At 55.9% G+C, this 23,555-nt stretch carries 16 protein-coding genes; 5 read left to right on the top strand and 11 right to left on the bottom strand.

Annotated features, from left to right (window positions below; all coding sequences use genetic code 11):
- Positions 1 to 3: 3 nt before the first annotated feature.
- From KF752_01165 to ychF, 3 genes are all read right to left on the bottom strand, one after another.
- Positions 4 to 1,986 carry a hypothetical protein gene (locus KF752_01165; protein ID MBX3420143.1) on the bottom strand — a complete coding sequence of 661 codons (1,983 nt, stop codon included), beginning with the start codon at positions 1,984 to 1,986 and terminating at the stop codon, positions 4 to 6.
- 94 nt (positions 1,987 to 2,080) lie between these two features.
- On the bottom strand, positions 2,081 to 2,920 hold the full coding sequence (locus KF752_01160; protein MBX3420142.1) for a metal-dependent hydrolase: 840 nt from the start codon (positions 2,918 to 2,920) through the stop codon (positions 2,081 to 2,083).
- 159 nt (positions 2,921 to 3,079) lie between these two features.
- A complete protein-coding gene (gene ychF, locus KF752_01155) occupies positions 3,080 to 4,171 on the bottom strand; it encodes a redox-regulated ATPase YchF (GenBank protein ID MBX3420141.1) in 1,092 nt (363 codons plus the stop codon).
- A 767-nt stretch (positions 4,172 to 4,938) separates the two neighbouring features.
- Between ychF and KF752_01150 the strand changes: the two genes are divergently transcribed.
- Entirely contained in the window at positions 4,939 to 6,411 is a 1,473-nt protein-coding gene (locus KF752_01150; protein ID MBX3420140.1) for a hypothetical protein, read from the top strand.
- Positions 6,412 to 7,043: 632 nt separating this feature from the next.
- Here the strand turns inward: KF752_01150 and KF752_01145 are convergent.
- Both KF752_01145 and KF752_01140 read right to left on the bottom strand, forming a co-directional pair.
- A complete protein-coding gene (locus tag KF752_01145; protein ID MBX3420139.1) occupies positions 7,044 to 7,376 on the bottom strand; it encodes a hypothetical protein in 333 nt (110 codons plus the stop codon).
- Between the two features lie 458 nt (positions 7,377 to 7,834).
- Entirely contained in the window at positions 7,835 to 8,113 is a 279-nt protein-coding gene (locus KF752_01140; protein MBX3420138.1) for a hypothetical protein, read from the bottom strand.
- Between the two features lie 348 nt (positions 8,114 to 8,461).
- Here KF752_01140 and KF752_01135 point away from each other — a divergent pair, with 348 nt between their 5' ends.
- A complete protein-coding gene (locus KF752_01135) occupies positions 8,462 to 9,886 on the top strand; it encodes a class II fumarate hydratase (protein MBX3420137.1) in 1,425 nt (474 codons plus the stop codon).
- Positions 9,887 to 9,979: 93 nt separating this feature from the next.
- On the opposite strand, the gene coaE is transcribed toward KF752_01135, so the two are convergent.
- A complete protein-coding gene (gene coaE, locus KF752_01130; protein ID MBX3420136.1) occupies positions 9,980 to 10,627 on the bottom strand; it encodes a dephospho-CoA kinase in 648 nt (215 codons plus the stop codon).
- Between the two features lie 165 nt (positions 10,628 to 10,792).
- Here coaE and KF752_01125 point away from each other — a divergent pair, with 165 nt between their 5' ends.
- Positions 10,793 to 11,821 (top strand): threonylcarbamoyl-AMP synthase, encoded by a 1,029-nt coding sequence (locus KF752_01125; protein MBX3420135.1) that lies wholly within the window; start codon positions 10,793 to 10,795, stop codon positions 11,819 to 11,821.
- Positions 11,822 to 11,854: 33 nt separating this feature from the next.
- Here KF752_01125 and KF752_01120 read toward each other — a convergent pair whose 3' ends face one another.
- Entirely contained in the window at positions 11,855 to 15,328 is a 3,474-nt protein-coding gene (locus KF752_01120) for a S1 RNA-binding domain-containing protein (GenBank protein MBX3420134.1), read from the bottom strand.
- Between the two features lie 348 nt (positions 15,329 to 15,676).
- On the opposite strand from KF752_01120, the gene KF752_01115 reads away from it, so the two are divergent.
- Entirely contained in the window at positions 15,677 to 15,889 is a 213-nt protein-coding gene (locus KF752_01115) for a hypothetical protein (protein MBX3420133.1), read from the top strand.
- A gap of 319 nt (positions 15,890 to 16,208) precedes the next feature.
- The gene (locus tag KF752_01110) at positions 16,209 to 17,657 is read left to right on the top strand and encodes a sulfatase (protein MBX3420132.1); all 1,449 of its coding nucleotides are present in this window, start codon (positions 16,209 to 16,211) and stop codon (positions 17,655 to 17,657) included.
- A 155-nt stretch (positions 17,658 to 17,812) separates the two neighbouring features.
- Here KF752_01110 and KF752_01105 read toward each other — a convergent pair whose 3' ends face one another.
- From KF752_01105 to KF752_01090, 4 genes are all read right to left on the bottom strand, one after another.
- A complete protein-coding gene (locus KF752_01105) occupies positions 17,813 to 19,645 on the bottom strand; it encodes a CehA/McbA family metallohydrolase (GenBank protein MBX3420131.1) in 1,833 nt (610 codons plus the stop codon).
- Between the two features lie 119 nt (positions 19,646 to 19,764).
- Positions 19,765 to 20,598 (bottom strand): phosphoenolpyruvate hydrolase family protein, encoded by an 834-nt coding sequence (locus tag KF752_01100; GenBank protein MBX3420130.1) that lies wholly within the window; start codon positions 20,596 to 20,598, stop codon positions 19,765 to 19,767.
- A gap of 83 nt (positions 20,599 to 20,681) precedes the next feature.
- Positions 20,682 to 21,905, bottom strand: coding sequence for a Tm-1-like ATP-binding domain-containing protein (locus KF752_01095; GenBank protein MBX3420129.1), 1,224 nt, complete (start codon positions 21,903 to 21,905; stop codon positions 20,682 to 20,684).
- A 248-nt stretch (positions 21,906 to 22,153) separates the two neighbouring features.
- Complete coding sequence (locus tag KF752_01090) at positions 22,154 to 23,476, bottom strand: tetratricopeptide repeat protein (GenBank protein ID MBX3420128.1); 1,323 nt, start codon at positions 23,474 to 23,476, stop codon at positions 22,154 to 22,156.
- Positions 23,477 to 23,555 lie beyond the last annotated feature (79 nt).

Raw genomic sequence — 23,555 nt, 5'->3', positions numbered from 1 at the left:
AACCTAAGCCTCCCGAGTCAAGCGAATTGCGGCTACGATGCGCGACACATCGGGCAGCGCGGAAAACTCGTAAACTGGATTGTAGCCGATAGGCACATCGATCTTGGAGACCAGTTGCGGCGGGCCGAGCAACCAATAGAAACTGGTTGGATCGCTGGCGATGTGGCTAATGATCATTTGACCGACACTGCATGACTGACCATCCTCTTGCACAACAACCAGATGTCCTGTTTTGGCAACCGATGCAGCAATGGTTGCTTGATCCCAGGGCTGAATGCTTCGCAGGTCGATGACTTCCACATCAATCTGCCCGTCAAGCAGCTGTGCAGCGGCTTCGGCCAGCTCCATACAATTTCCCCAAGCGATCAGCGTGACATCCTGTCCTGCTCGTCGGACGCGTGCCCGGCCAAACTCGACGACGGACAATGGATTGGGTGCAGGTTGAACATGGCGCAGCAAGTGTTTGGGAATCAGCAGCAGTGTCGGATCGTGGCTGTTGATGGCCGACCAAAGTAGACCAGCGGTGTCTTCTGGCGTGCTGGGGACAGCGATGCGGATGCCAGGTAGGTGCGCGAATAACGACTCGTTGGCCTGCGAATGCCACAACGAGCCGCCAGGCAGGTAGGCCCCATACGGGGCATACAACACCGCCGGGCAAGTCCATTGGCCACCGCTTCGCCATCGAAGCGTGGCCAAATTATTGCAAATCTGGTTCAGTGCTGGTCCAACAAAGTCGATGAACTGAAATTCAAAAACGGGTTTCATTCCATAACAGGCCATGCCCACAGCCACTCCAGCAATGGTCGCCTCGGCCAGCGGCGAATTAAAAACGCGATCTGGAAAATCGTCGGATAATCCCGCCGTCATTCCGAACACGCCGCCTTTAGGCGCTTGGATGTCTTCGCCAAACATGACTACCCGCCGGTCCGCTTGCAGAGCCGCGCGGAATGTCTGTTGCAACGCATCTACAATGCGCTGCGGTTCAGAATCCTCAATGGCTTGAGGCAACGGCGGAGTGAAGTTCGGAGCACTTGCTACCAGCTCATGCAAAAGTTCACGCGGATCTGGATCCGGTTCTGCTTCGGCCTCGGCGTACTCGCGGTCCACTTGTTGGCAGATTTCATTCTGCATCGACTTCCATTGAGTGACTGTCAGTTGACCAGCCAGAATCAGTTCATCTGCCAGTCGTTCGATAGGATCGCGCGAGTTCATGGCCTGAATATCCTCAGGCGTACGATAGATGCGGTGATCATCGCTGCTGGTATGCGGACTCAGCCGATCGACCTCGGCCCAGATCACGCTGGGACCACCGCCGCGCCGAGCTTGCTGAACAGCACCAGCCACCGTCGCCAAAACTCGATCGGGATGTCGTGCGTCGACGTGCTCAACAAACTGCTGGCCGAACAGGCCCAGTCTGAATGGATTCTGTCGCTGCGTGTTGGTGCTGATGCCGTAGTGATTGTCCTCGACGACGAACACAACCGGCAATTGTCGCTCCAACGCAAAAGCCACCGCTTCGGCAAATTCACCTTGGCGAGCGGCTGCATCGCCCAGCGTGGTCAATACAACTCCGGGATGTGCCTGCAACTGCATAGCCCAGCCCACTCCGCAGGCTGGCAAGCATTGTGAGCCTGTAGGTGTCGGGACGCTCCAAATGTTCAAGTCGCGATCACTGTAATGAGCTGGCATCTGTCGACCGGTGCTCGACGAGCCGCGTTTGGCATAGAATGCACTAGCCAATTGAGCGTTGGTCAGGCCGCGTGCCAACATCAATGCGCGATCGCGATAGTAGGGAAACAGATAATCGGTTGGTTCCAGACAGTGGGCGATCGCCGCCATAGCTTCGTGTCCGGCACCCGACACATGGAACCAGCCTTTACCTTGCCGGAGCAGCAGCCCCTCGCGGCGATCACCCTCACGGCTGAGGAACATCAGCCTCAGCAGCTTGATCCGATCGTAGCTGTTTCCAGCCGCAGGCATTGCCATGTGCTAGTTCCCTCCAGAGCCGAACGCCGATCGCCCTCACCGTGGACCCCGGAGCCGCCAAAATGGACATGTGTCGTGCAAGCTACCACAACAATTATATCCACAGTTTCAATCGACCGCCCATCAAGTCCGGCAGTTTCTTCTGCACCATGCGCTGGACCTGAGCACTGCTGTAACGGACGCTGAAATGCCCGGCAATGATCAGTTCGTTTTGAAAACTGGCTTGCCGCTGAACAAAGTCATCCAAATGCATGTGCCCATGTTTGTGAATTTTTTCCTTTCGATGCCGCGGCGCCACAAACGTCATCTCGGTGATTAACACTTGGGCGCGCAGCAGGTCGGGATTGTTATCGAGACCCGCAGGACTGGTATCGCCCGTGTAGCCAACGATAGGCAGGCGTACTTCGGTACTGATTTCGACGCCGCTCAAGCGCAGGTCGCGAATCTCGGGACCACTCAGGTGCAGGTATTCGGGCTTGAGTTTATTGCGTCGCTCCCAGACCAGGTAGGCGACGCTCGGCACCGTGTGCGTGGTGGCGTGAACAGTCATTACCAATTCTCGCGACAGCTCGATTTCGTCCCCCGGCTCGACCGGCACTAGCTCGCCAGGTAGCCGTCCACGGTCCAGTCGCTGAAACGATCGTAACATGGCTTCAGTCGCCGGTATCGAATGTTTAGGCAGGTAGATCGTGGGTGGCTCCATCTTCATCATGCGTCGTCGGGCTAGATAGACTGGCAGGGCGGCGACATGATCCAAGTGCGTATGGGTGATGGCCCACATGGCGGTACCCATAAAATCCCACGGCTGTGCGCCCAAGTCGAAGCCAATACGCAGTTCGGGCAGTCGCCAATAACTCTGAACGGCGGCTCGCGAATAGCCTTCAATCGTCAGCTTGCGATGCGTGTGCGAAAGAAATGGAGCGTTGTCTAGCATGTGCCTCAATGCGGTTGATGAGCCTACCTGTTAAGATCGGGCCTGAATGATACTGGCCAGCCGACGGGCGCAGAACCACCCATGGATCGGCAGACCAGAAATTCTACGCAATTGCAGCCGTAGGTTCCCGTACTTTGGCGAGCGTAGCGCGCTGCATTCTCATACATTGAATAAAAAATGGCAGATGTCGCCGTCTTGCAGGACGTACGTTTTGCCCTCGGTGCGAAGTTTGCCAGCGTTGCGAATCTCCTTTTCGCTACCGTGTTTCTCAAGATCGTCCAGTCTGTAGACTTCACAGCGTATGAATCCGCGCTCGAAGTCCGAGTGAATCACACCTGCCCCCTGCGGTGCGGTTGCGCCGACGGGTATGGTCCAGGCGCGCACTTCCTTTTCGCCAGCCGTAAAGTAGCTTTGCAAGTTCAGCGTGCGATAGGTTTCTCGAGCGACGGTAGCCAGCGCAGGTTCGGTCAGGCCCAGCGATTGCAGCATCTCGGCCTGATCCGTCTCGTCAAGCTCGGCTAGCTCCGCCTCCAGCTTGGCACAGACCGGCACAACAATTGCGCCAACGCCTTCAGCGAATTTCCGCAGCGCCGTTGGCAACGGTCCTTGACCGTGCAGATCATCTTCGTTGACGTTGGCAATATACAGCACCGGCTTGGCGGTCATTAGTCCGTAACTGGCTATTTCTTTGGCTTCCAGTTCAGGCAATTCCAATTTGCGCAGCGGCTGGTCGGTGGCCAAGTGTTCTTGGCAGCGCTTGATGGCGGCCACGCGGAGTTTAGCATCTTTATCACCGCTCTTGGCCGACCTCTCGGCCTTGGGCAACGCATTGTCCAAAGTCTGAATGTCAGCCAGCATCAACTCAGTCTCGATGATCTCCACGTCGCTGACCGGATCGACTTGGCCGGACACGTGAATAACGTCATTGTCTTCAAAGCACCGCACCACTTGCAGGATGGTGTCTACTTCCCGGATGTGACTCAGGAATTTGTTGCCTAGTCCTTGGCCCTCGCTAGCGCCTTTGACGATGCCGGCGATGTCTACCAGCTTGAGAATAGCCGGGACGATGCGTTGCGGATGAATGAACTGGGAAATGCGCTGCAGTCGCTGGTCGGGAACCGGTACAATGCCCTCGTTGGGTTCGATGGTACAGAACGGATAGTTCGCAGCCTGAGCGCCTTGCGTACTGGTCAGCGCATTGAACAGAGTGCTCTTGCCAACGTTCGGCAGTCCAACGATCCCAGCTTCCATGAGTACCAGATTTCTAAAGGGTGGGCAGCGGCAGTAAAGGCGAGTATGGTACTTTTTCGGGCTGCCTGGCGGAAAGGGGGGTAAACGCAGCTCGATACGGCCTGCATCGAGCCAAACCCCCTTACCGTCTGCTGGCGGGTCGTCAGGAAGGATCCTATCGAGTGGCAAAACAACGGATTTAGGAGCTAAACGACCTCCTACGGCATGCCCTTGGGCACCGGCGGCAGCCAGCCCGCTTTGCCAAGTCGTCACAATCGGCACGCCTCAGGCTTGAAGTGCATCAAAGTAGGCGATAACGCTCAATAAGCGCTTCTATTGGAGCCGGAATCGACTAAATTTTTGCCGTCTAGAGGCCGCGCGTCGCTAAACAATTGAGCACAATTGGTTGGACAGTCCAGTGGCGGATTGTAGCGGTTGTAGGTCCAAATAAACGGGCTAAGCCAGCTTGAGGTCTGCCCACCGGGCTGTCCACCGAACTTGAACGAAAATTGCTCGGCTGTAAATCCATGTGCAGACTAGACTTGAGAAGCGCTGCGGATGGCTGATGGTCGCCGCGCTTTTGACCCGAACAGCACCGGCTAAAAAATACAGCAACGGCGCACCGAAAACTAGTCGCTTGTTGACTGCATTTACTGTCGGTGCAGAGATTGCTTAGGGGAATTAAGATAGCAAATAGGTCGCCGATTACGTTTAGCCTCATTAGCCCATTTCGACTCCGATTGTGGAGCGATACATTTCCTAGCCAACGTTCGCGGAACAACGCCACTATGAACATGTGTACTAGCCGTTCGCAGCCTGTCTGGCAGTATCAATTGTCGACGTTTCTAGTCGCTGGATTGGCAATGGTTGCCACCCTGCCCAGTAGCTTCGGTCAGCAATGCGCTTGCGCGCCTACCTACAGTGTAATCCCGCAGACGATTATGGAAGAGCATGTAGAACAACGCATGCGAGCCGTATGGGACACCGAGTACGTTGAGCAGTTGGTAACTCAATATCGCCCGGTCATGAAAGAACGCACCGAGACTCGACGGACTACAGTGCGCCGACCAGTTGTCGAGACGAGCACGGTCGAAGAGCGATATACCGTACGCACCCCTGTCAAGAAGCAGGAGTGGCTTGATCAAACCTATCAAGAGACCAGCTTCGTAACCGAAACCGCCGAGCGCGAAGAGACCCATGTAAGCTACCGTCCGGTTCAGGAAACTCACTATCAGACGCAAAGCCAGGTTGTGCAGCGCCCGGTCACCGAGACACAATATCAAACTCAGCAGTACACGACCTACCAACCGGTGACTACCTATCAGACATCGGTTGTGGACCAAGGCCAATACGTTGCCCAGCCATACTATCAGCCTGGTGACACACGCTACGGACTGCGTTGGATGGGGGCTGGTAACTACACGGACCAATTTGGCCAAGCCGGTTTTCGTCGCGGCGGTCTGGGCTGGGTACCGTATACGTCTCAAGGCACGATGCAAGCGCAAGTCATGTATCAACCCAATCCGGTCCAGGTCACTGTGCCGCACACCAGCCTTATGCCGCAAGTGCAAACAGCCCAGGTGCCCGTGCAAGTTACGCGGCTGCAAAGCGAAGTCGTGCAGACGCAAGTTCCCTACAACATAACGCGCATGGAGCCGGTTTACGAATCCCGTAAAATTCCTTATTCGGTTCAAAAACCGGTAACGCAAACGATGGTTCGCAAGGTGCCGATTGAAAAGACCGAGTGGGTCGAGCAGGTCATGGTGCGACCCAAGACTGTCGAGAGAACCTCGTACAAATTAGAAACGGTCGAACAGCCAGTGACCGTCAAGTACTACGAGAACGAAGCATTCCAAGTCAAAGTTACTACGCCTCGTCGCGTTATGCGCTACGAGCCGTATGAGGTGCGAGTGCGAACACCGCGAGTTGTACATTCACCGGTAGCTCTTAGTTACTCCGATCCCTACTCGGCAACCAGTTTGTGGTCAGCCGGCGCGCCCAGCAGTACAGTAGTTACAGAGAGCGTCGCAGCCACTCCGGCAGTTGAGGAAAAAACGACTTACGGTGCTGCCAAGCCGATGGTTGAACCTCAGTCTACCGATGGCTCCTCGGGCAGCCCCAGCGACCAGCTGAGATCACTCAAGAAGCCTGAAGCAGCCGAGCAGGTTGAGCCGCAACCGGCCGACACCGCTCAGCCGCCTGCAGACCAAGCTCCGAGCGGCCAAGAGTTGCTGTTGAGCCCTTCTGCGAAAGATCCTTGATCTTTGGTCTGTTTGGCTTCCAGCGACCTCCCTCGGCCTATGGCGTACGATGGCCATATCTGCTGGCCATCGTCCAATCAGCCCTCTTAGGGACGAAAGCGCCGTAGTGGATTCGTTCTGCCAATATTGCGTTCCTACGGAACGCGACGGCGTGGGCGGATCGCGTGCTACCAATATTACCTCCCTACGGGTCGATAGGCGCCGGGGCGGATTGGAGCGTTCCGATGACTGTCCCAGAAAAGTCTTCGCTTTTGCTTCGTCCCCGCTTCAATAACGCCATTCATCCTTGTGGCGACGGTTAATCGCCTCGTAACCGTTCACGCCCAGTGGTGAACCAGCTCTTACGTGTCTCCAGCTTGCCGCCAGCATTCAAATGCACGTCAAAAAACTACCATGGCGTTCGGCAATCAGCAAATAGAACGGCAGCTCTCCTTGGGTCCGGTCGCCGGCATACGGTAACCAGGCGATATTTTGTGGGGCGTCAGTTAGCACAATCCGATCCACCACTTCCTGGCGACGCAAATCACGTAGGATTAATTCTGGACCATTGGTATCCACAGCCGCCCAGCGCCGTTGGGGCTGACCGCAGTTCGCTCCACGACCCCCAAGGCGGTCAAACGCCGTGATCGCAGTTACACGCGAACGTTCACCTGCAGCGCACCGCCGTCTAGGATGTATAGTTCTGGAGCTTGATCTTCGGTCAATAACTGTTGGCCATTTCCAGCGGATTTCAACATCCAATGTCCTACCACTCGATTGGGCAAATCATCCAGATGTGCTCCCACTGGACTGTCGATCGCTGCCAACTGACTGTGATTACCACGGACGATTAGGTGATTGAGCCGTGGTAGATGGACTTGATCGTATGAGCGATTGGAGATCTCGTACCGCTGGCAGCGCCACAGCAGTTGGCCGTTGCCAGTCCGCCACACTGCCATCTTCACCGGTGGTACACGCGATGGCATCGTCGAGACTAAGCACCGCTGCATTGACTTCAAGCTGCTGCGAGTCCCACTGTCGGATCATGTCGCCAGTTTGACCATCCAGAATCGTAATCAGCCCATCTACACCACCGACTACCAGCCACCTACCGCTAAAACTCTACCGACCAACGTGCCGTGCAGCTGGGGATTTCCATAAGACATCGGATTGCTTGCAAATCTGTCGATTCAACAAGCCCCATTCCACATCTCGATGCTGGGCCAACGCCTAGCCGGATTAATAGCGCTGCAAGATGGAGTGTCATCAGACAAACTGCCATGGTTCAAATAAATACCGGCTGCACATTGCCCCTGGCGGTTATCCTTGGCAATCCCGACGCCAGAGCCAACCTGGGATTCTTGGCAGCTACTGTTGATAACCTCAGATGCCAAATTGTGAATGGAGCCCACCAAGTGCTGGCTGGTAGCCGATAACGTCTCCTTCATAGGCGTAATCGATTGCCCAGCATATTGCCATGCGGGAGCGTCAATGCTGCCACGCGCTTCAATTGAAGGTCATAGGCCCGGTACACAGCCGCAAAGCCACCGCGACTTAAGGTCTGTTGAATCTCGAATCGACCGTTGGCCAGTTTTGCTGTGGGGAGTTCGCCTACCCCACCTGGCGACTGTTTCTGAACTGGGCCGGTCTGGGCGTGAGCATCCGAAGGAACCAGAGGATTCAACCTAAAAACGGTACAATCGCGAGGTGCCTGATCGGACATGGCTGACTGCTACTGTTGAAAAAAGCATCTTACCTGTATGTCTTCCGGAGAAGCTGAGCGGCAATTAACATACCTTCCCAGGATTGTAAAAGTTACATTCTCAAACAGCTAGAACTTAAGGTTAGCAGTGCCTGGTGGCTGTGGTGTAAGGCGTGGGCAGGTCAGCCGGATTCTATGCTGCCAGTTCTTCCCGTGGATAGTTCCATTTCCAGCAGTATGAGCAAGCTTTCAAGCTGCCACTTCTTCAGCTAGTGCGTTAGGTGCGGTTGGCATTTCGGGATGTCAAGTTAGGATGAACGCTCGTTCACCTTCCTTCGGCTTTCCCGCATCCAAAAGAAAACCACCAGCATGACTCAGTACCGCATCGAACGCGACTCGATGGGCGACGTGCAAGTGCCCGCCAACGCCTATTATTCAGCTCAGACCCAACGCGCCGTAGAGAATTTTCCTGTCTCCGGTATGCCATTGCCGCCTGCGTTGCTAAAAGCCATGGCGCTTGTCAAATACGCCTGCGCCATTGCCAATCGCGACCTTGGCAAGCTGACTGGCAGTGGAAAGAACACGCTGAACGATACTCAGGTTACTGCGCTCTTACAAGCTGCGCGAGAAGTAGCTAATGGCCAGTTGTCTGATCAATTCCCCATCGACATCTATCAGACTGGCTCCGGGACTTCTAGCAACATGAATGTCAACGAAGTGATTGCCAATCGTGCTATCGAATTAACCGGCGGTGATCGGTTTGCCAAGGAGAAGGTGATACATCCCAACGATCACGTGAACATGGGCCAGAGTACCAACGACACGTTTCCCACGGCAATTCACGTGGCGGTAGCGATTGAAATTCGCCAACGTTTGCTGCCTGCCTTGCAAGAGTTCCAGTGCATGTTGGCCGACAAGGCCAGCGCCTGGGACTCCATCATCAAGATTGGTCGCACGCACTTGATGGATGCAACTCCACTGCGATTGGGACAAGAGTTCGGGGGGTTTGCTCGACAGCTCGAGCTGTCGGTGGCCCGGGCCGAACTCGCACTACAAGCGGTGCAGGAATTGCCTGTCGGCGGAACGGCCGTTGGCAGTGGTATCAATACTCACCCAGAATTTGGCAGTCGCGTGGCGGCTGCGCTGGCGGAAGACACCGGAATATCGTTCGTTGAAGCCGTCAATCACTTCGAAGCGAACGCACAGCGCGACGGATTGGTGCAGTGTCATGCGGAGTTGAAGACCATTGCCAATACTTTGTTTAACGTCGCCAATAACATACGTTGGCTAGGTAGTGGGCCACGCTGCGGATTCTTCGAAGTCATCCTGCCCGAACGCGCCCCCGGCAGTTCAATTATGCCTGGTAAAGTAAATCCAGTGATGTGTGAGAGCTTGATGCAAGTGGCCGCGCGCGTCATGGGCAACGACCAAACCATCACCATCTGCGGTGCCACTGGCGGCAATTTTCAGCTCAACATCATGATGCCCGTTATGGGACACTGCGTACTCGAGAGCATCGCTCTCATGAGCTGCGGAGTGAAGGCGTTTCTGGAATTCTGCTTACAGGGGTTGGAGGCCAATCCTCAGACTTGCGAAGCCGCCGTCGAACAGAGTCTGTCAATGTCCACTAGTTTGAATCCGCTGATCGGATACGAAAAAGCTGCCAAGTTGACTAAAGAGGCCTTTGCGACCGGCAAGACCATTCGCCAATTGTGTGAAGAACAAAAACTGCTGCCCGAAGCCACGCTCCGAGAAGCTTTGGACCCGTACCGCATGACCGAACCGCAAGCCTAAGTGAGGTTGCATTTGACCGTCGCGAATAATCCATGGACCACATGCTCCCATGTCGCGTTAGTACGCACGCATATTGAGCCGTTGCAAGAGGCTTCATTCACCGGCGTGCATCTCATTCAGGAGTTGCACCAGTCGCTGTTTGAGTTCCGGTGCTGGTAGATCACCGGGAATCAAGTGGGTGGCGGCTTGGCGTTTACGGTTTAGGTCGAGCTGGGTATGTTCGCGATCCCGCCAATGACTTTCCGACCAGCCGCGCTGGCTTGCGCGTTGGCGACGAACGTACTCCGGCGTGTCGACGAAGAAGACCCAGTCACACATGCGATCCCAACCGGCCTCGACCAGCAGTGGAGCGTCGATAACAACGGCGGTAGGTGGCGGCGATGAGTGCGAGAGAGTTTGAACTTGTTGGATAGCGGCCTCGTGAATTGCTGGGTGGAGAACGCTTTCCAAGCGTCGTCGCCGCCGGAGTGATTGCTCATCGTTGCCAAATACCAAGGCAGAGACGCGGGCGCGGTCAATGTGTCCGTCTGTGGTCAAAATCTCCGGGCCCAGTTCGCGTACCAACTGCTGTCTGATCAGAATATTGTCCAATAGCTCGTGGCCAAGGCGATCGGCATCGATTCGCACCGCTCCCAGTTCCTGCAAAGTGCGGCCGACAAAACTCTTGCCCGAAGCGATGCCGCCGATAAGCCCGATTACGGGCACTCGACGCATAGACGCGACTGGTGGAATATCTGCCATGGGGTGATCGTTTGAAGTCCAGTGAATTCGAGCCCGGCTGTAAACTTTATATGTCGCTAGTTCCAATGCAGACCATGTTTGGCCTGCCAAGCTGGCGGCGCTCCAATCACAATAGTGTACCCAATTTTTCAAGACCCATTCGCATCCCGCAGCGAGCTACCAAGATTGACAATCACACATGTAACTGACGACATCGGCTTGGCCGCAAGGGCGCTGCGCGACGGTGGGCTGGTAGCGTTTGCTACCGAGACGGTCTACGGACTAGGCGTCGATGCCACCAATGCTCAAGCAGTGCGGCGACTGTTCGAGGCCAAAGGACGACCCACAGATAACCCGCTGATCGTGCATCTGGGAGGGCTGGATCAGTGGTCGCTGGCAGCGGCAGAACTCAACGAAGTTGCTCAGCGGCTGTTGACGGCGTTTGCTCCAGGGCCTCTGACGGTCGTTGTTCGCAAACAGCCGGCAATCGTCGATGCGGTGACTGCGGGCTTAAACACCGTTGGGCTCAGAATCCCCAATCATTCCCAAGCGATACAACTGTTGCGGCTCGCCGGTCACCCCATCGCAGCTCCGTCAGCAAATCGGTCCGGGCGACCAAGCTGCACAACGTGGCAATCTGTCCTGGAAGACCTGGATGGCCGCGTGGACTACATTTTGAAGGGACCGGACTGCGCGATTGGGATTGAATCCACGGTTGTGGATTGTACTGGTCCAGTGCCCAGGGAACTGCGTAGCGGCGCAATTACGTTTGATCAACTGCGCGGTGTGGTAGCGAATCTTCGAGCCTGCCAGCCACAAACCAGCGACCAGCCCCCCACTAGTCCTGGTAGACGACACGCGCACTATCAACCGTCTGCGCCAGTCAAACTATTAGAAAGCATGTCAGAGTTGTGTGAGTTGCCACCGGCCGCGCTGCGAGATTGTACTCTGGCCGAGTTGATAGATAGTGCAAGCGTCAAATCGAGATGGCCAGCACAGGCAGGTGACCAGACGCTTGGCGTAGTTGGCGACAAGTGTTTTTTGTTGCATCGGAGGTTCGCCAGTATCAGCGAGTATATGCAGGGATTTTATGAATTCTTACGCGAATCAGACCGCTTGGGAGCCGCGCTGATCTACGTGCATGTTCCGCCACACAATGACAAAAGTGCGGCGCTCCGCGATCGGCAAAAACGGGCCGCAGGATATCGAGAGTAATTGAGCTGGAGAGCAAACGATTACATTTGCTCGCTAGGTCTGGCCATCAACTTGCTGGTTGCTTGAAGCCTCGGCAGAACCGCTGGCTGTTACCGGAGCTGTTTCGGGCACATTCTGTACCGTCGAAGTTTGAGGTGCTTCAGGCGCAGGGACGTCGCTGGCTTCAACGTGTGGTTGAGCTTGGTAGAACTGCATCAAGTCAGAAAAAGATCGCAGCGGTTCATCACCCTGCTTCATGGCTTGTGTTATCGGTGCCTTGGGTTGTTTGCTAGTCACCACCACCGACTTGGCAGGACGGGAATCATCATGTCCGCGCCCGCGACCGCGCGGGCCGCCTCGCTGCCCTCCAGCGCCACGCCCGCCACCGGAGCCCTGTTGGCCGCGACCTCGGTAACCTTGGTCACTGCGAGGCCGCCGATCGTTTGAAGCTAAGTGTGTGGTATCACCTTGGACGGCCGAGTGAGGTGCACCACCACCTGTCCGCTGCCCAGCACCAGGTGGCTGTCCTCCGCTAGTTTGGCCACGCGGTGCAACACCGTGACGTGGACCACGTTCGGGTCTGCCCTCGCCAGACTGCGGGTGACGGCCACGCGCATGACTAGACCGCTCATCGGCTTCGCGCTGCTGAGCTTCAGCCTGCGCTGCAGCGCGCTGAGCGGGTGACAGGCAAGTCAATGCGACACGATTGCGTTTTTGATCGACATTTACCACCCAAGTCAGCAGCAGATCGCCGACTTGAACCCATTGATGCGGGTCCTCAACAAAATGGGGCGACAAGCGGCTGATATGTACTAGTCCATTGCAATTCGGACCAATCTCGACGAACGCACCAAACTCGGCGACTCCAACGACCACTGCCCACAGGCACGTATCGGGCTGCAGGCTGTCTTGAGTTGGCATGTCGCTCAGCAGGGGTACCGGAGTACCCTGCAAGCGCGCATCTCCCAGCGGGTCCAGCAGTGCTTGAGCAATCGACTTCAATTTGGCTCGTCCCACCTGCCATTGCTTGGCCAGCTTCTCAATATCGACAGTCGGTTCGGGGGAAGTACTTGCAGGCGGCAATTGTTCGGGATACTCGGGCACCATTGCTGGCGGGGAGGCGGGTTGAGCTGACTCCGAACGGCTCAACTGATCCTCAGTACTTGCCGAAACGCTTGCGTTTTCATTGCTATCGGAGGAAACTTCAATGATGGCTGCTGAATTGCTATGCTGGCCGCCGTCAGGAGATTCTGCATCCAAATCTGCGCTGGCAATCGGCTCTGAATCAGAGTTGGTGCCGTGAGCATCGGTGATAGGAGCGGACAAATTATCGCCAGCCTCAGCCGCAGTACCGCTGACTACTGCGCCGCTGTCGGCTGAGCTGGTGGAATCTGCCAAAATCGCTGAAGCTGCCAGTTCGACGGTTCGCTTTTTCCAGCCGGCAGGTGCTGCGGGGGGCGCGGATAATTCGCTGTTTTCAATCAGTCGCTCTGCCAGTCGGTAATCGTCGGGATGAATCAGCGTCGCGTCCAAAGTACACGTACTTCCAAAAACGCGCAGCCATCCAATGGCTTGACGCTTGTCCACGTCTGACCAACCTGTAATTTGCGATTGCAATTGCTGACGGCTAACCAATTGACCGCTGCTGGCAAGTTGATGTATTTGTTGGGCCTGATCGGGACCCACTCCGGGGATGTACTGCAGTTCGCGAAGATTAGCATGCTGCGTATCCAAACCGCGCAAGCAGACGCACTCAGAGATGGTATCCAGCACCAATTGTCGCAACGAATCTTGCTGCAACTCGCGTTGATAGCTACCCAGTCGCAATCGGCCCACATCGACTTTTAGTAGCTCGAATAGCGGGTCTTGCAGACTGCGCGCCGCCCAAATTGCCGCTCGCTGGCGACGGTTATGCGTAGCCAGTTCTTTGAGTCCGATGCGACTACCAGCGTATGCCTCGGCGCCACTACGATCAACCATCGTCCATCGCAGGCCACTATCTTTGCTCTGTTGCATCAGCTCGCGCACGGTAACCACCATAAACCGACGCGCCGGACCATTGGTTAATCCGACTAATGTCACCCGGTATTGATGGATCAATTCTCCTAACCGAACAACATTTTGCGATACGACATCCGGTTGGACAGAGCACGGAAGTTCGTCACAACACAGCACTTGTCCAGCTGAATCTACAATGGCTACTACCACCGTCCTTGGTCCGACGGTGTCGATTACTGCAATCGTATGCCCGCGAACGGGGCGACGCAGCAAATGTCGCCGCAAATCGTCGGTGGCATGTTCCAGCAATTGTTCTCCAGCCTGCTCTTCCAATTCCATCAGCGCGTCGGTTTCGATTCTGGATCGCAACCCGCTATCTAGCGCATTGGCTACCGCACCAGTGAACCATCCGGCCAGCGGATGCTTGTGGCTGACAAATGAGTCTCGAGCTAATTCCGTTAATACAGCAGGCTCATAGTTCAATACCAGTCTTACGAGCTGGGAGCGCATGCCGCGTCCCAGAATCAATTGCTGATACGCGGATAACTTGCCGAGTGGCTTGTTTAGCGTTCGCAACGGACTGAGGGCCGAGATCAGCCATTTGCGACGTCGTTGGCGCGGAGTCAGCTTGGCAGACGCTCTTGATGCTGGCTTCGAAGCGGCAGGATCCGTTGCTGCCACTGCGGTCTGCGCGGTGCTAGTACCGTCAGCAGGCGGTGCATCCGTATTGTCGGCTACAAGGCTGTCAGCTTTGCTACTCAGTTCAGACTCAGTAGCCAGCGCAGTATCATCGACGTGTTCCCCAACACTTTCATCGTCATGTTCATCCGCCAGATCGCCCTGGTGGTGATCTTCCAGGCCATCATCGTGTGCGTCGCTGGAGCTGTCGGTTGAGGAAGATGGTTGCGATCGGTCGGAGGAACTGGTGGGCGCAGCACTGTTGGATTCCTCGATCGACTGCACCGTTACTTGTGCCTTGCGAATTACTGCTTGACGCAGTCTGGCGTGCAGCAGCGAATCGCCGCCTATCAATGAGCCGATCAATCGCTCGGTCTGATTCAACAATTGTTGCGCGGCTTGGCTATCCAGCGATTGGCTTTCCGCTACCCACGCAGTCACATCTGCAATCGCAGGCCCACTGTACTTGATCATCGATTCAAGCAATTTTCCCGCGACACTCGTTGGCTCGCTGATCTGAAGCAAATTGCGGCGAGCGCGAAAGCAACGCAGAGCTACATCAACCGCAGCAGCCGTTCGAGCGTCGTGCACGGCTTTTTCTGCTTCGGCATCCAGGACTGCATCTTTAGGCAAGTGTTGCAGCGCTCGACTACGAATGGCATCCAACCGCCGCTGTCGATCGACCTCTGATTTCAGTCGCCACAAAACAGAGCGCGCTAGCTGGCCGGTTTCGTCGGCACGGTAGCGATGAATAAAGGCCGGTGAATACCCCTGCTCCAACAGATCAACTGCCAAACGAATTTGATCAACAGACAGGCGAAGATGGCGGGCGATACCGCTAAGGTCAGTCATGCGAATTGGGCTCTTCACGTTTGCTCGCCCAGCAGTTCACTACCGTGAGGCACCACTGGCCGAGCATTATTACTTTGCGCCTGGGCAAGGCTCATCCTCCCTTGGAATCGACCGTCCATCCCTGGAATCCAAGTCGATGGCAGGCGCTGAAAGCCGCGAATCTAAGAAAGCATTCACGGATTGTCAAGTTGCCAACAGCCTAATTGCTAGCAAACAAGGAAACTGCACACTTTCTCTAAACGATAAAATCGCGACTGCCGATACCAAGTGACAGGGGAGTAGTCCTGCGTGTCGGGACTTGAGTGGTAACTGTCTCGTGATCGAATCGCAATTCACGGAATCTCCAATATGAATGCCTCCCCAACTCAATGGCAAGCTGCCCCTTCAGTCTCTGATACGATCTCCGTCTGCTTGGCAGAGATGGCGCCGTTGCTGGTCCACGCCGCTAATGCCAACAAAGCCTGGCTCAGCGATTTCGCGGACGATGTGGTTGAAATTCCTCGCGACCTATATGAAGTCCTGGTCGCCTATCGATCGCTGGTCAGCCATCGCGCAGCCTAAATCTGTTGGGTGCCTGGGCCGACCTGATGACTTGGTGAGCTGAGGTAATGCACAGCCTGAATCCGCGTTAAATCCGTGCAAAACTTGGTCCGTCAATTCTTGGTGGCAGTGGTGGCCTTGCCGCCCTCAGCATTCGAACCGTTGAAAACGGCGATTGCTTGGTTTGCCGAAGTTCTCGGATAACTTTTGACTTCCACGCAGGACCAACGCTGCTACCGCAGCCTTCTAGTCTGTTCAGGCTGCAGGATGTGTTATGCTTGTGCATAGACAGTAGGACCAACAGCGCTGCCCGTGCTCATCTCAAGCGGATCACCGAACCATGAATCGTGCCTCACTTGTTCTAGCGGCTTTCGTCATCGCCTGGGTTCTTTCCCTGGCTGGACTCTCTGCCGCGCAGACCAACATCTTGTTCATAATCGCCGACGACGCTTCGCTTCATTTTGGGCAAGCCTATGACTGCGATTGGGTCAGAACTCCTAACATCGACCGCCTAGCCCGCAATGGACTAGTATTCGACAACGCGTACACTCCGACCGCCAAATGCGCACCGTCGCGATCAGCCATCCTGACCGGACGCAATCCGTGGCAGTTAGAAGATGCGGCCAATCACCAATCGCAGTTCCCCGTCAAATTCGTAGCCTTTAGCGAGGCGCTGAGTGCAGCCGGTATCCGCGTCGGTGGGCAGGGGAAAATCTGGGGGCCTGGTTCCGCGCTGACTGCAGATGGCCAGCCGCGTTCATTCGGATTTAATGTCAAGCCACAAGAGAACTTTGCCAGCTTTCTCAAATCTCAGCCCAGCGACAAACCGTTCTTTTACTGGTATGGCAGCAAGAACCCACATCGGCCTTACGACAAGGATTCTGGAACGGCGGCCGGTAAGCAACTGTCTGATATCGACCGTGTTCCACGCATCTGGCCTGACAATCAAACGGTACGTGGCGACATGCTGGATTATGCTTTGGAGGTCGAAGCCTTTGACGACGAGGTAGGCCAGCTGCTGGACATGCTGCTGGCCAGCGATCGGGCCGACAACACTCTCGTGATTGTTACCTCCGATAACGGCATGCCGTTTCCTCGTGCCAAAGGGCATAACTATGATATTTCCAACCGCGAGCCCTTGGTAATGTATTGGCCCGAGGGCATCGTCCGCCCTGGCCGTCGCTTGGTCGAATTTGTCAGCTTCACCGATTTTGCTCCGACTTTTCTTGAGCTGATGGGCGTGGACGGGCTGCAGTCAGGCATGTCCCCCATTACCGGTCGCAGCCTGGTGAGTCTGCTTCAGGGGCATGCCGATCCAACTCGCGATTTCGTAATTCTGGGTCGGGAGCGAAACGATGTTCAGGCGCGTCCCGGCACGCCATCAGGGCTAGGATATCCGATAAGAGCGATGCGAAGTGGCGACTGGTTTTACATTCACAACTTTGCCCCTGATCGCTGGCCCTGCGGCGACATCGAGCTAGGCTTGCTGGACACCGACAATAGTCCCACTAAGCGTCTCATTCGCGACTTTGGCGAGCACGATCAATTTTGGCAACTGGCGTTTGGCAAGCGTCCGCAAGAGGAACTCTACCATCTGACCCATGATCCTGACTGCATCGTCAATCTGGCAGCCGACGCGGCGCACAGCTCTCAAGTCGCATCGCTGCGCGAACAGCTGTTTGCAGAACTGACGCGACAGTCCGATCCGCGGGTCCTGGGCAGCGGTAATATTTTCGACAACTACCAATCGCCGCGAGCCAATACGCCGCCGCCCGCGAGTCGAAAGTAGTCGAACAGATTGCGCATGACTTTCAATTGGATGTCTTGTAGTGCTTGCCCGGCAACCTGGCGGTTGCCGGAAGCGGGGTGTAAGCAGTCCCCCGAAACCAAAATCATTTGCTTCCCCAGACACAAGCCTCTGTCGATGGCCGCAGTAGTAGGCCGTCATTGAGAAGATGGATCCGCGATGCCCCTGGCCTGAATCTCACGATAGGTGTCCCGAGCCTGTTCAAATTCGGCGAAGGCTTCGGGCGAGAGTATCCCCTGTTGCTGTTTTAGAGAACTCTCCAGCTGCTCAACCAGATAGTCGATCTGCCGCTGAGGCGGACGCACCGGTTGTTGGTCCACATCAAAATACCATACTCCGGTGTGGGCAAATCGTTTTCTGCCGTCAGGCTGGTCAGACCAGGCGCGCAGTGCAGCCCAAGCTGATCGACGGCTGTGTACTGCTCCCTGATCTAGGGGGGCTCCGCGAGCCCGATCCGGTTCTGAGGGCCAGCGGCGACTACTGGAGTTATGGATAGGCAACATCCCCTTTCCGGACCATTTCCAAGCTCCGTGGTCCGTTGGCATCTCTTCGGGAATAATCGTAGACACGACTTGGCCATTGACGATCCACTGGACGCGCGAGATCGGATCGGGGCTGGCTATCTCGGCCTCCCAGGCGAACTCGCCGGACTGATCTTCACCGACTTGAAATACGTGACCTGGAAGCTCATCGTCGATTCGAGCTGTCAGCATCGGTCCGGTAGTCACAAACGAGCGACCACACCGCAGGCCTTCTAGCCAAGCCTCCAACTTGAACGCTTCGCCCGTATGTACATAAACGCGACTGTGCCCCAGTGGCACCGGATGCACCCCCGACGCCGTACCCGCCGAGGGGCTCATGCGAAAACCGCAATTCAGCAGCGCATAGTACATCTCGAAGCCAAATTGCAGCCAGCCCCACTCGGTCAAAACACCAGGCGACTCTTGCTCGAATTCCTGCCATGGTGGCAATGCCTGACCAGCCTGCTTGAAGCCAAAGTTGGTTCGCCAGACACTATTGTTTGATAGTTCAAACAGATCGACTTGGGCCACCGGAACGAGCATCAACGACCACGGCCAATTGTGTTTGTCTAAGTCTAATAATGCGCCCTCGCGCCGCGCCTGTTGGACAATGGGTGCCACTGGCGGCGCGGTCTGTACAAAAGGCGAGCGGTGGTTGAGAATGAATAATGCACCGAGCGTATGTCGTCGTGGCCCAATCGAAAATATTTCATACTCGGTGTTGCGAGGCAGGATCACTTGATGATTATTGATCCAAATCGGGTCGTAGCCGACATCTTCACGGGCTCCAAACGGTGAAGGCCCTTGGGAACGCAGGCTGGATGGTTCCAGGTCCGGGACTTTGTCCGCAGAGGTTGTCCAAAAGGTCACCGGGAAGGCCACATTCAACTCTTCGGCTGACATGACAATTGGCAACTCTGCGATACGGCGATGGACGTGCGTCTCTCCAGAGTACCAGCCTTGAGTTGCAATTCGGCTCCAGCGTTGCAAGGAAAACGTCTCCTCGATCGTTCGTTGCCTCGGCTCATGATCGTGTTGCGCTGCTTCAACGCAGGGGACCACCAGCTTGTGGCTAAGCGGCAGATACTCCTTGCCGCGTTCTATTTGAATCAAGTACTCTCCGGGTGCCAGTTCGATCTGGAAGGGATGAGCCGACACGCTGGTGTGCCGTTCTACCGATTGGGGCATGGGCACCCACTCTTCCGAGTAGGGCCAGGCGGTGCCTTGTTCGCTGGCGGGACGAACAAATAGCCAGTTGCCTTGAGAGTCCTGCAGATAGACTCTGGCTGCGATTGGTTGGTTGGTGTCTGCATCTACGATCGATCCAACAAACAGGACCTGACTGTGCAGTCGCACGGGTGCAACCTGCGATTCCGCGCGAGCCACCAAGGCGACGGCTAAGTCCAAGATGGCGAAGAGAAGTATTGTTGTCGAAAACTTGATTGTCATGACTCGAGCTTAAGTGAATGGTGGGGATTGTCTCGAATCGCTTCGCCCACTGGTAAATATTTCTTTTGACCGACAGAGCTGTCAGCGACACTCGGTCGCCACCGCCCCCGACATCGGGGTCACGATTTCGACAGCTTCAGCTTCATAAAATCAGCCACCTGACCCTTGATAGCCAGCTCCGTCGGCAGTCGTTCCATAGAACTAGCACCATAAAAGCCGTGGATGTCACAGTGATCCAAGATGAACTGAGCGTCCGGCGGCATGGCGATCGGGCCACCATGACACAGTATTAGAACATCAGAACGAACGCTGCGACCGGCAGTGGCAATTGCATTGACCCGCTCGACGCAGTCCTCCAACTTCAGCGCCGATTCTGCGCCGATGGCACCGCCAGTAGTCAGTCCCATGTGGGCAACCAAAATGTCGGCGCCTGCTTGGGTCATAGCCACGGCTTGATTTTCGTCAAAAACATAGGGCGTCGTCAGCAGATCCAGGCGGTGCGCGGCCGCAATACACTCTACTTCCAGTGCATAGCCCATACCGGTTTCTTCCAGATTGGCTCGAAACTTGCCATCGATTAACCCGACGGTCGGGAAATTCTGGATCCCGGAAAATCCCAATGCGATTAGTTCTTTCAGGAAATAATCGCGGAGCATAAACGGATCGACTCCGCAGACTCCAGCGATGACTGGTGTTTGGGCCACGGTTGTCAGGACCTCGCGAGCCATCTCTTTGACGATTTCGTTAGCGTTGCCAAACGGCAGGAGACCCGACAGCGATCCCCGTCCGGCCATGCGGTAGCGACCTGAGTTGTATATTACGATCAGGTCGATACCACCTGCCTCTTCGCATTTTGCACTTATTCCGGTTCCCGCTCCTCCACCCACAATTGGCTCTCGACGAGCAATCTTCGAACGTAGGTGCTTAAGGATAGATTCGCGAGAATGACGCATACTGAAAATTCCTAGTTAGCAAGTGCCGCGGATTGCTACGCCGTTCCGCTTTCTTTCAATTCTCAATTTTGCCGACGGAGCGCTTAGCCACTACTGAGGTCCAGAAAATGTTCGGCCAAGGCTCGTGAAAACTCGGGGGCATTGATGTGCAAGGGGAGTCGAATGAGTTGCCGTTGACTGGAGCAACGTAATTGCCGCTCGAGTTCTTCAAACAGGGCCGAGTCGGCTTGGGGATCAAAGAAGGGTTGACCGGGAGCGTCCAGCAGCGATACGCCTCCTTCGGGTATTAGGAGACGCCAGGGTCCTGCGGCTCGATTCAGCTTGTCCGCGATGAACGCCGCGATTTTCCGATTCTCCTCGACAGAGGTTCTCATCAAGGTGACCTGGGCGTTATGCACGTGGAGATTCCTATTGCGAAACGGCACTGGTACGGTTTCCAGCCCACCAAAGTTGACCATATCCACGGCTCCCACGCTGAGTACCAGAGGAATCTCGGCTGCGAGTAGTTTCTCAAATCGATGCGGTCCGCTGGCGAAGACTCCACCAACGATTTCGTCGGCTACTTCGGTGGTGGTAATGTCCAGCACACCCGAGATCAGCCCCGACGCAACCAGTTGCTCCATGGCTCGCCCTCCCGCACCGGTCGCATGGAAGACCAAGCAATCGAAGCCCTCGACTTCCAGCCGTCGCCGCACTTGATCGACGCAAGGGGTCGTTACCCCAAACATGGTCATTCCTACTGTAGGGCGATTGCGACGCTGTGGCCGAGCGTGCTGAGACATACCGGCCATCGCATGGGCGGCATTTGCTAGAACGATCTCAGAAACGGCATTGATTCCTGCCACATCGACCACCGAATACATCATGGTGATATCGTTGCAATCGACATACGGAGCCACATTCCCGCTAGCCACGGTTGAGACCATCAACTTGGGTAGTCCGATAGGCAAGGCGCGCATGGCCGTAGTGATCAGCGAGGTTCCGCCGCTGCCTCCCAAGCCGAGCACTCCCGACAGGCGACCCTGGGACATTTCTGCCTGCAAGTAATCCCGCAGCGCGTCCGCCATGAGAGCGATGGCTTGTCCTCGATCGGAGTTATCGAGAGCTGCGTTGGCACGCCTGGCAGGCACGGCTAAAGCAGCTTGCACCTGTTCGCGACAGACATCCGGCTGAACGCTGGGTGGATTCAGCGTGCCCACATCAACCATTCTGACGGGAACTCCCACAGCGCGCAAACGATCACGCACAAAGGCCAACTCATAGCCTTTTGTATCCATCGTCGCTACTATGTAGACGCTAGATGTCATGTGTAAAAATCTGTGGACGAATCGTATTAAGGCGAGCGGCAGTCAAAGACTAACCGAAGCCACCGTCGCCAGACGGTGGAGGTTCTGGGTTCCGACCGACTGTCGACGGTAACTACATTTCTGCGGCTCACCTAAGCGCTCATGGTCAAGAGGGACTTTGCGTTAGCCGCTCGCCTGCAGCGAAAGCAGATTATCTTGCCCAGGTAGCATTGAACTATGCGAAACCAAGCCTTCGTGGTGAACAAGGCTTAGGGATCGATCTGTTTGAGTAACTGCTCAGCTTGCTTACGATACAAGTAGGGACCAGGAGTGTCTAGCGAGGCTCGCAGCGTTTTAACCGCAGCCGCCCGCTTACCAGTTCGCTCGGCAAAACAGGCTAAGAAGTAGGCGGCATCAGGTTGGACTTGCCCGCCCAGGGCAATCCGCTTGAATATCTGTTCGGCTTCTGGCAAGAGTTCGAGCTTCAAGTAGACCCACCCTAACGTGGCAGCTATGTTTGAATCGGCCGGCATCTGCTTGACGCTAGCTTCGGCCAACACTCGCGCGTCTTGCAAATGTTTGGCATCCCCGGTCTCGACCAGCGCTCGCGCCAACTGATGAGCAATCAGGGCATTACCGGGTTCTAGCCGCGCGGCAACATGAAAATGCTCGATGGCTAGTTCCAGTTTGCCGGCTTGCCACGCAACGAGTGCGGCTAACAGGCGAGCCTGAGCTGATTGCGGCGAAATCAGTAAGGCGGTCGCGATGGGCTGCTGGGCTGATTGTGGCTGATCGTTGTCCCAGTACCACTGGGCGACGGCCAAGAGGACGTGAGGTTGATCGGGAGCCGTGTTGAGCGCCTGCTTCATCCAGCTCTCGGCTGTTTCTCGCTGGCCGGCTTGATCGTACATCAGGCCCATGGCGACTTCGGCGCTGAAAGTCGGTACGCTATTCTGTTGCGCGATTTGCAACGATGAATAGGCTTCGCGAACCTTGCCTAATTCGAATTGCGCCTCGGCCAGCCGCTGGTGGGCACCGCTGTTAGTTGCGTCCAGAGCAATCCATTCGGACAAGTGCCCAGCCGCCACGGACCATTGAGCTCTACGCTCGGCCACCGCGGCCAGGCCCGCATGTCCAGCGATCTGATACTGCTTCTTGCGATGCTGACTGATAGCGTAAGCGTGCGACTTGTCCAATAGCTCACGAAACAGCAGTTCTGCCTCGACCAGCCGAAACTCGCGGAATGCCAATTCCCCTAACAGCCGGTACACTTCCGGTTCCTGAGGCGATTCGGCTCCAAACAACTCCAGCACGGCGCGAGCTTCGGCAACGCGGCCGGTCAGCAGATGAAATCTGGCCAGGGTAGGCCGAGCGGGATGGAAATCCGTGTTACGCGCTGCTGCCTGATCTAGCAGCTTGAGAGTGGCCTCAAACTGGCCAGCGTTATAATGTCGAACGGCCTCAACCAGTTCAGTGGGAGCATCTTTGGCAGACTGATCGCCGACAGCCTGCTGGACGGTCAACGGTGGAACTGACTGTGCATGCGAGCTGGACCTGGCAGCTAAGACCAGCCACAAGCAGGCTGTAATCATGTATACAGTTCGACATCCTGGGAGATTGTACATACGAGAGCGCAGAAGCGGCATGTCTCCATCCGCTGCGTCAGCGAAG

Source organism: Pirellulaceae bacterium, assembly GCA_019636385.1.
Classification (GTDB): domain Bacteria; phylum Planctomycetota; class Planctomycetia; order Pirellulales; family Pirellulaceae; genus Aureliella.
This window is presented reverse-complemented; position numbering and strand designations above follow the sequence as displayed.

Bases quoted from the DNA above. Each gene is read 5' to 3' on its own strand.
- coaE (MBX3420136.1), bottom strand. From the start codon at position 10,627: ATGGCAGATATTCCACCAGTCGCGTCTATGCGTCGAGTGCCCGTAATC.
- KF752_01095 (MBX3420129.1), bottom strand. From the start codon at position 21,905: ATGACATCTAGCGTCTACATAGTAGCGACGATGGATACAAAAGGCTAT.
- KF752_01135 (MBX3420137.1), top strand. From the start codon at position 8,462: ATGACTCAGTACCGCATCGAACGCGACTCGATGGGCGACGTGCAAGTG.
- KF752_01115 (MBX3420133.1), top strand. From the start codon at position 15,677: ATGAATGCCTCCCCAACTCAATGGCAAGCTGCCCCTTCAGTCTCTGAT.
- KF752_01145 (MBX3420139.1), bottom strand. From the start codon at position 7,376: ATGCCATCGCGTGTACCACCGGTGAAGATGGCAGTGTGGCGGACTGGC.
- KF752_01090 (MBX3420128.1), bottom strand. From the start codon at position 23,476: ATGATTACAGCCTGCTTGTGGCTGGTCTTAGCTGCCAGGTCCAGCTCG.
- KF752_01150 (MBX3420140.1), top strand. From the start codon at position 4,939: ATGAACATGTGTACTAGCCGTTCGCAGCCTGTCTGGCAGTATCAATTG.
- ychF (MBX3420141.1), bottom strand. From the start codon at position 4,171: ATGGAAGCTGGGATCGTTGGACTGCCGAACGTTGGCAAGAGCACTCTG.
- KF752_01110 (MBX3420132.1), top strand. From the start codon at position 16,209: ATGAATCGTGCCTCACTTGTTCTAGCGGCTTTCGTCATCGCCTGGGTT.
- KF752_01120 (MBX3420134.1), bottom strand. From the start codon at position 15,328: ATGACTGACCTTAGCGGTATCGCCCGCCATCTTCGCCTGTCTGTTGAT.
- KF752_01100 (MBX3420130.1), bottom strand. From the start codon at position 20,598: ATGCGTCATTCTCGCGAATCTATCCTTAAGCACCTACGTTCGAAGATT.
- KF752_01105 (MBX3420131.1), bottom strand. From the start codon at position 19,645: ATGACAATCAAGTTTTCGACAACAATACTTCTCTTCGCCATCTTGGAC.
- KF752_01165 (MBX3420143.1), bottom strand. From the start codon at position 1,986: ATGGCAATGCCTGCGGCTGGAAACAGCTACGATCGGATCAAGCTGCTG.
- KF752_01160 (MBX3420142.1), bottom strand. From the start codon at position 2,920: ATGCTAGACAACGCTCCATTTCTTTCGCACACGCATCGCAAGCTGACG.
- KF752_01140 (MBX3420138.1), bottom strand. From the start codon at position 8,113: ATGTCCGATCAGGCACCTCGCGATTGTACCGTTTTTAGGTTGAATCCT.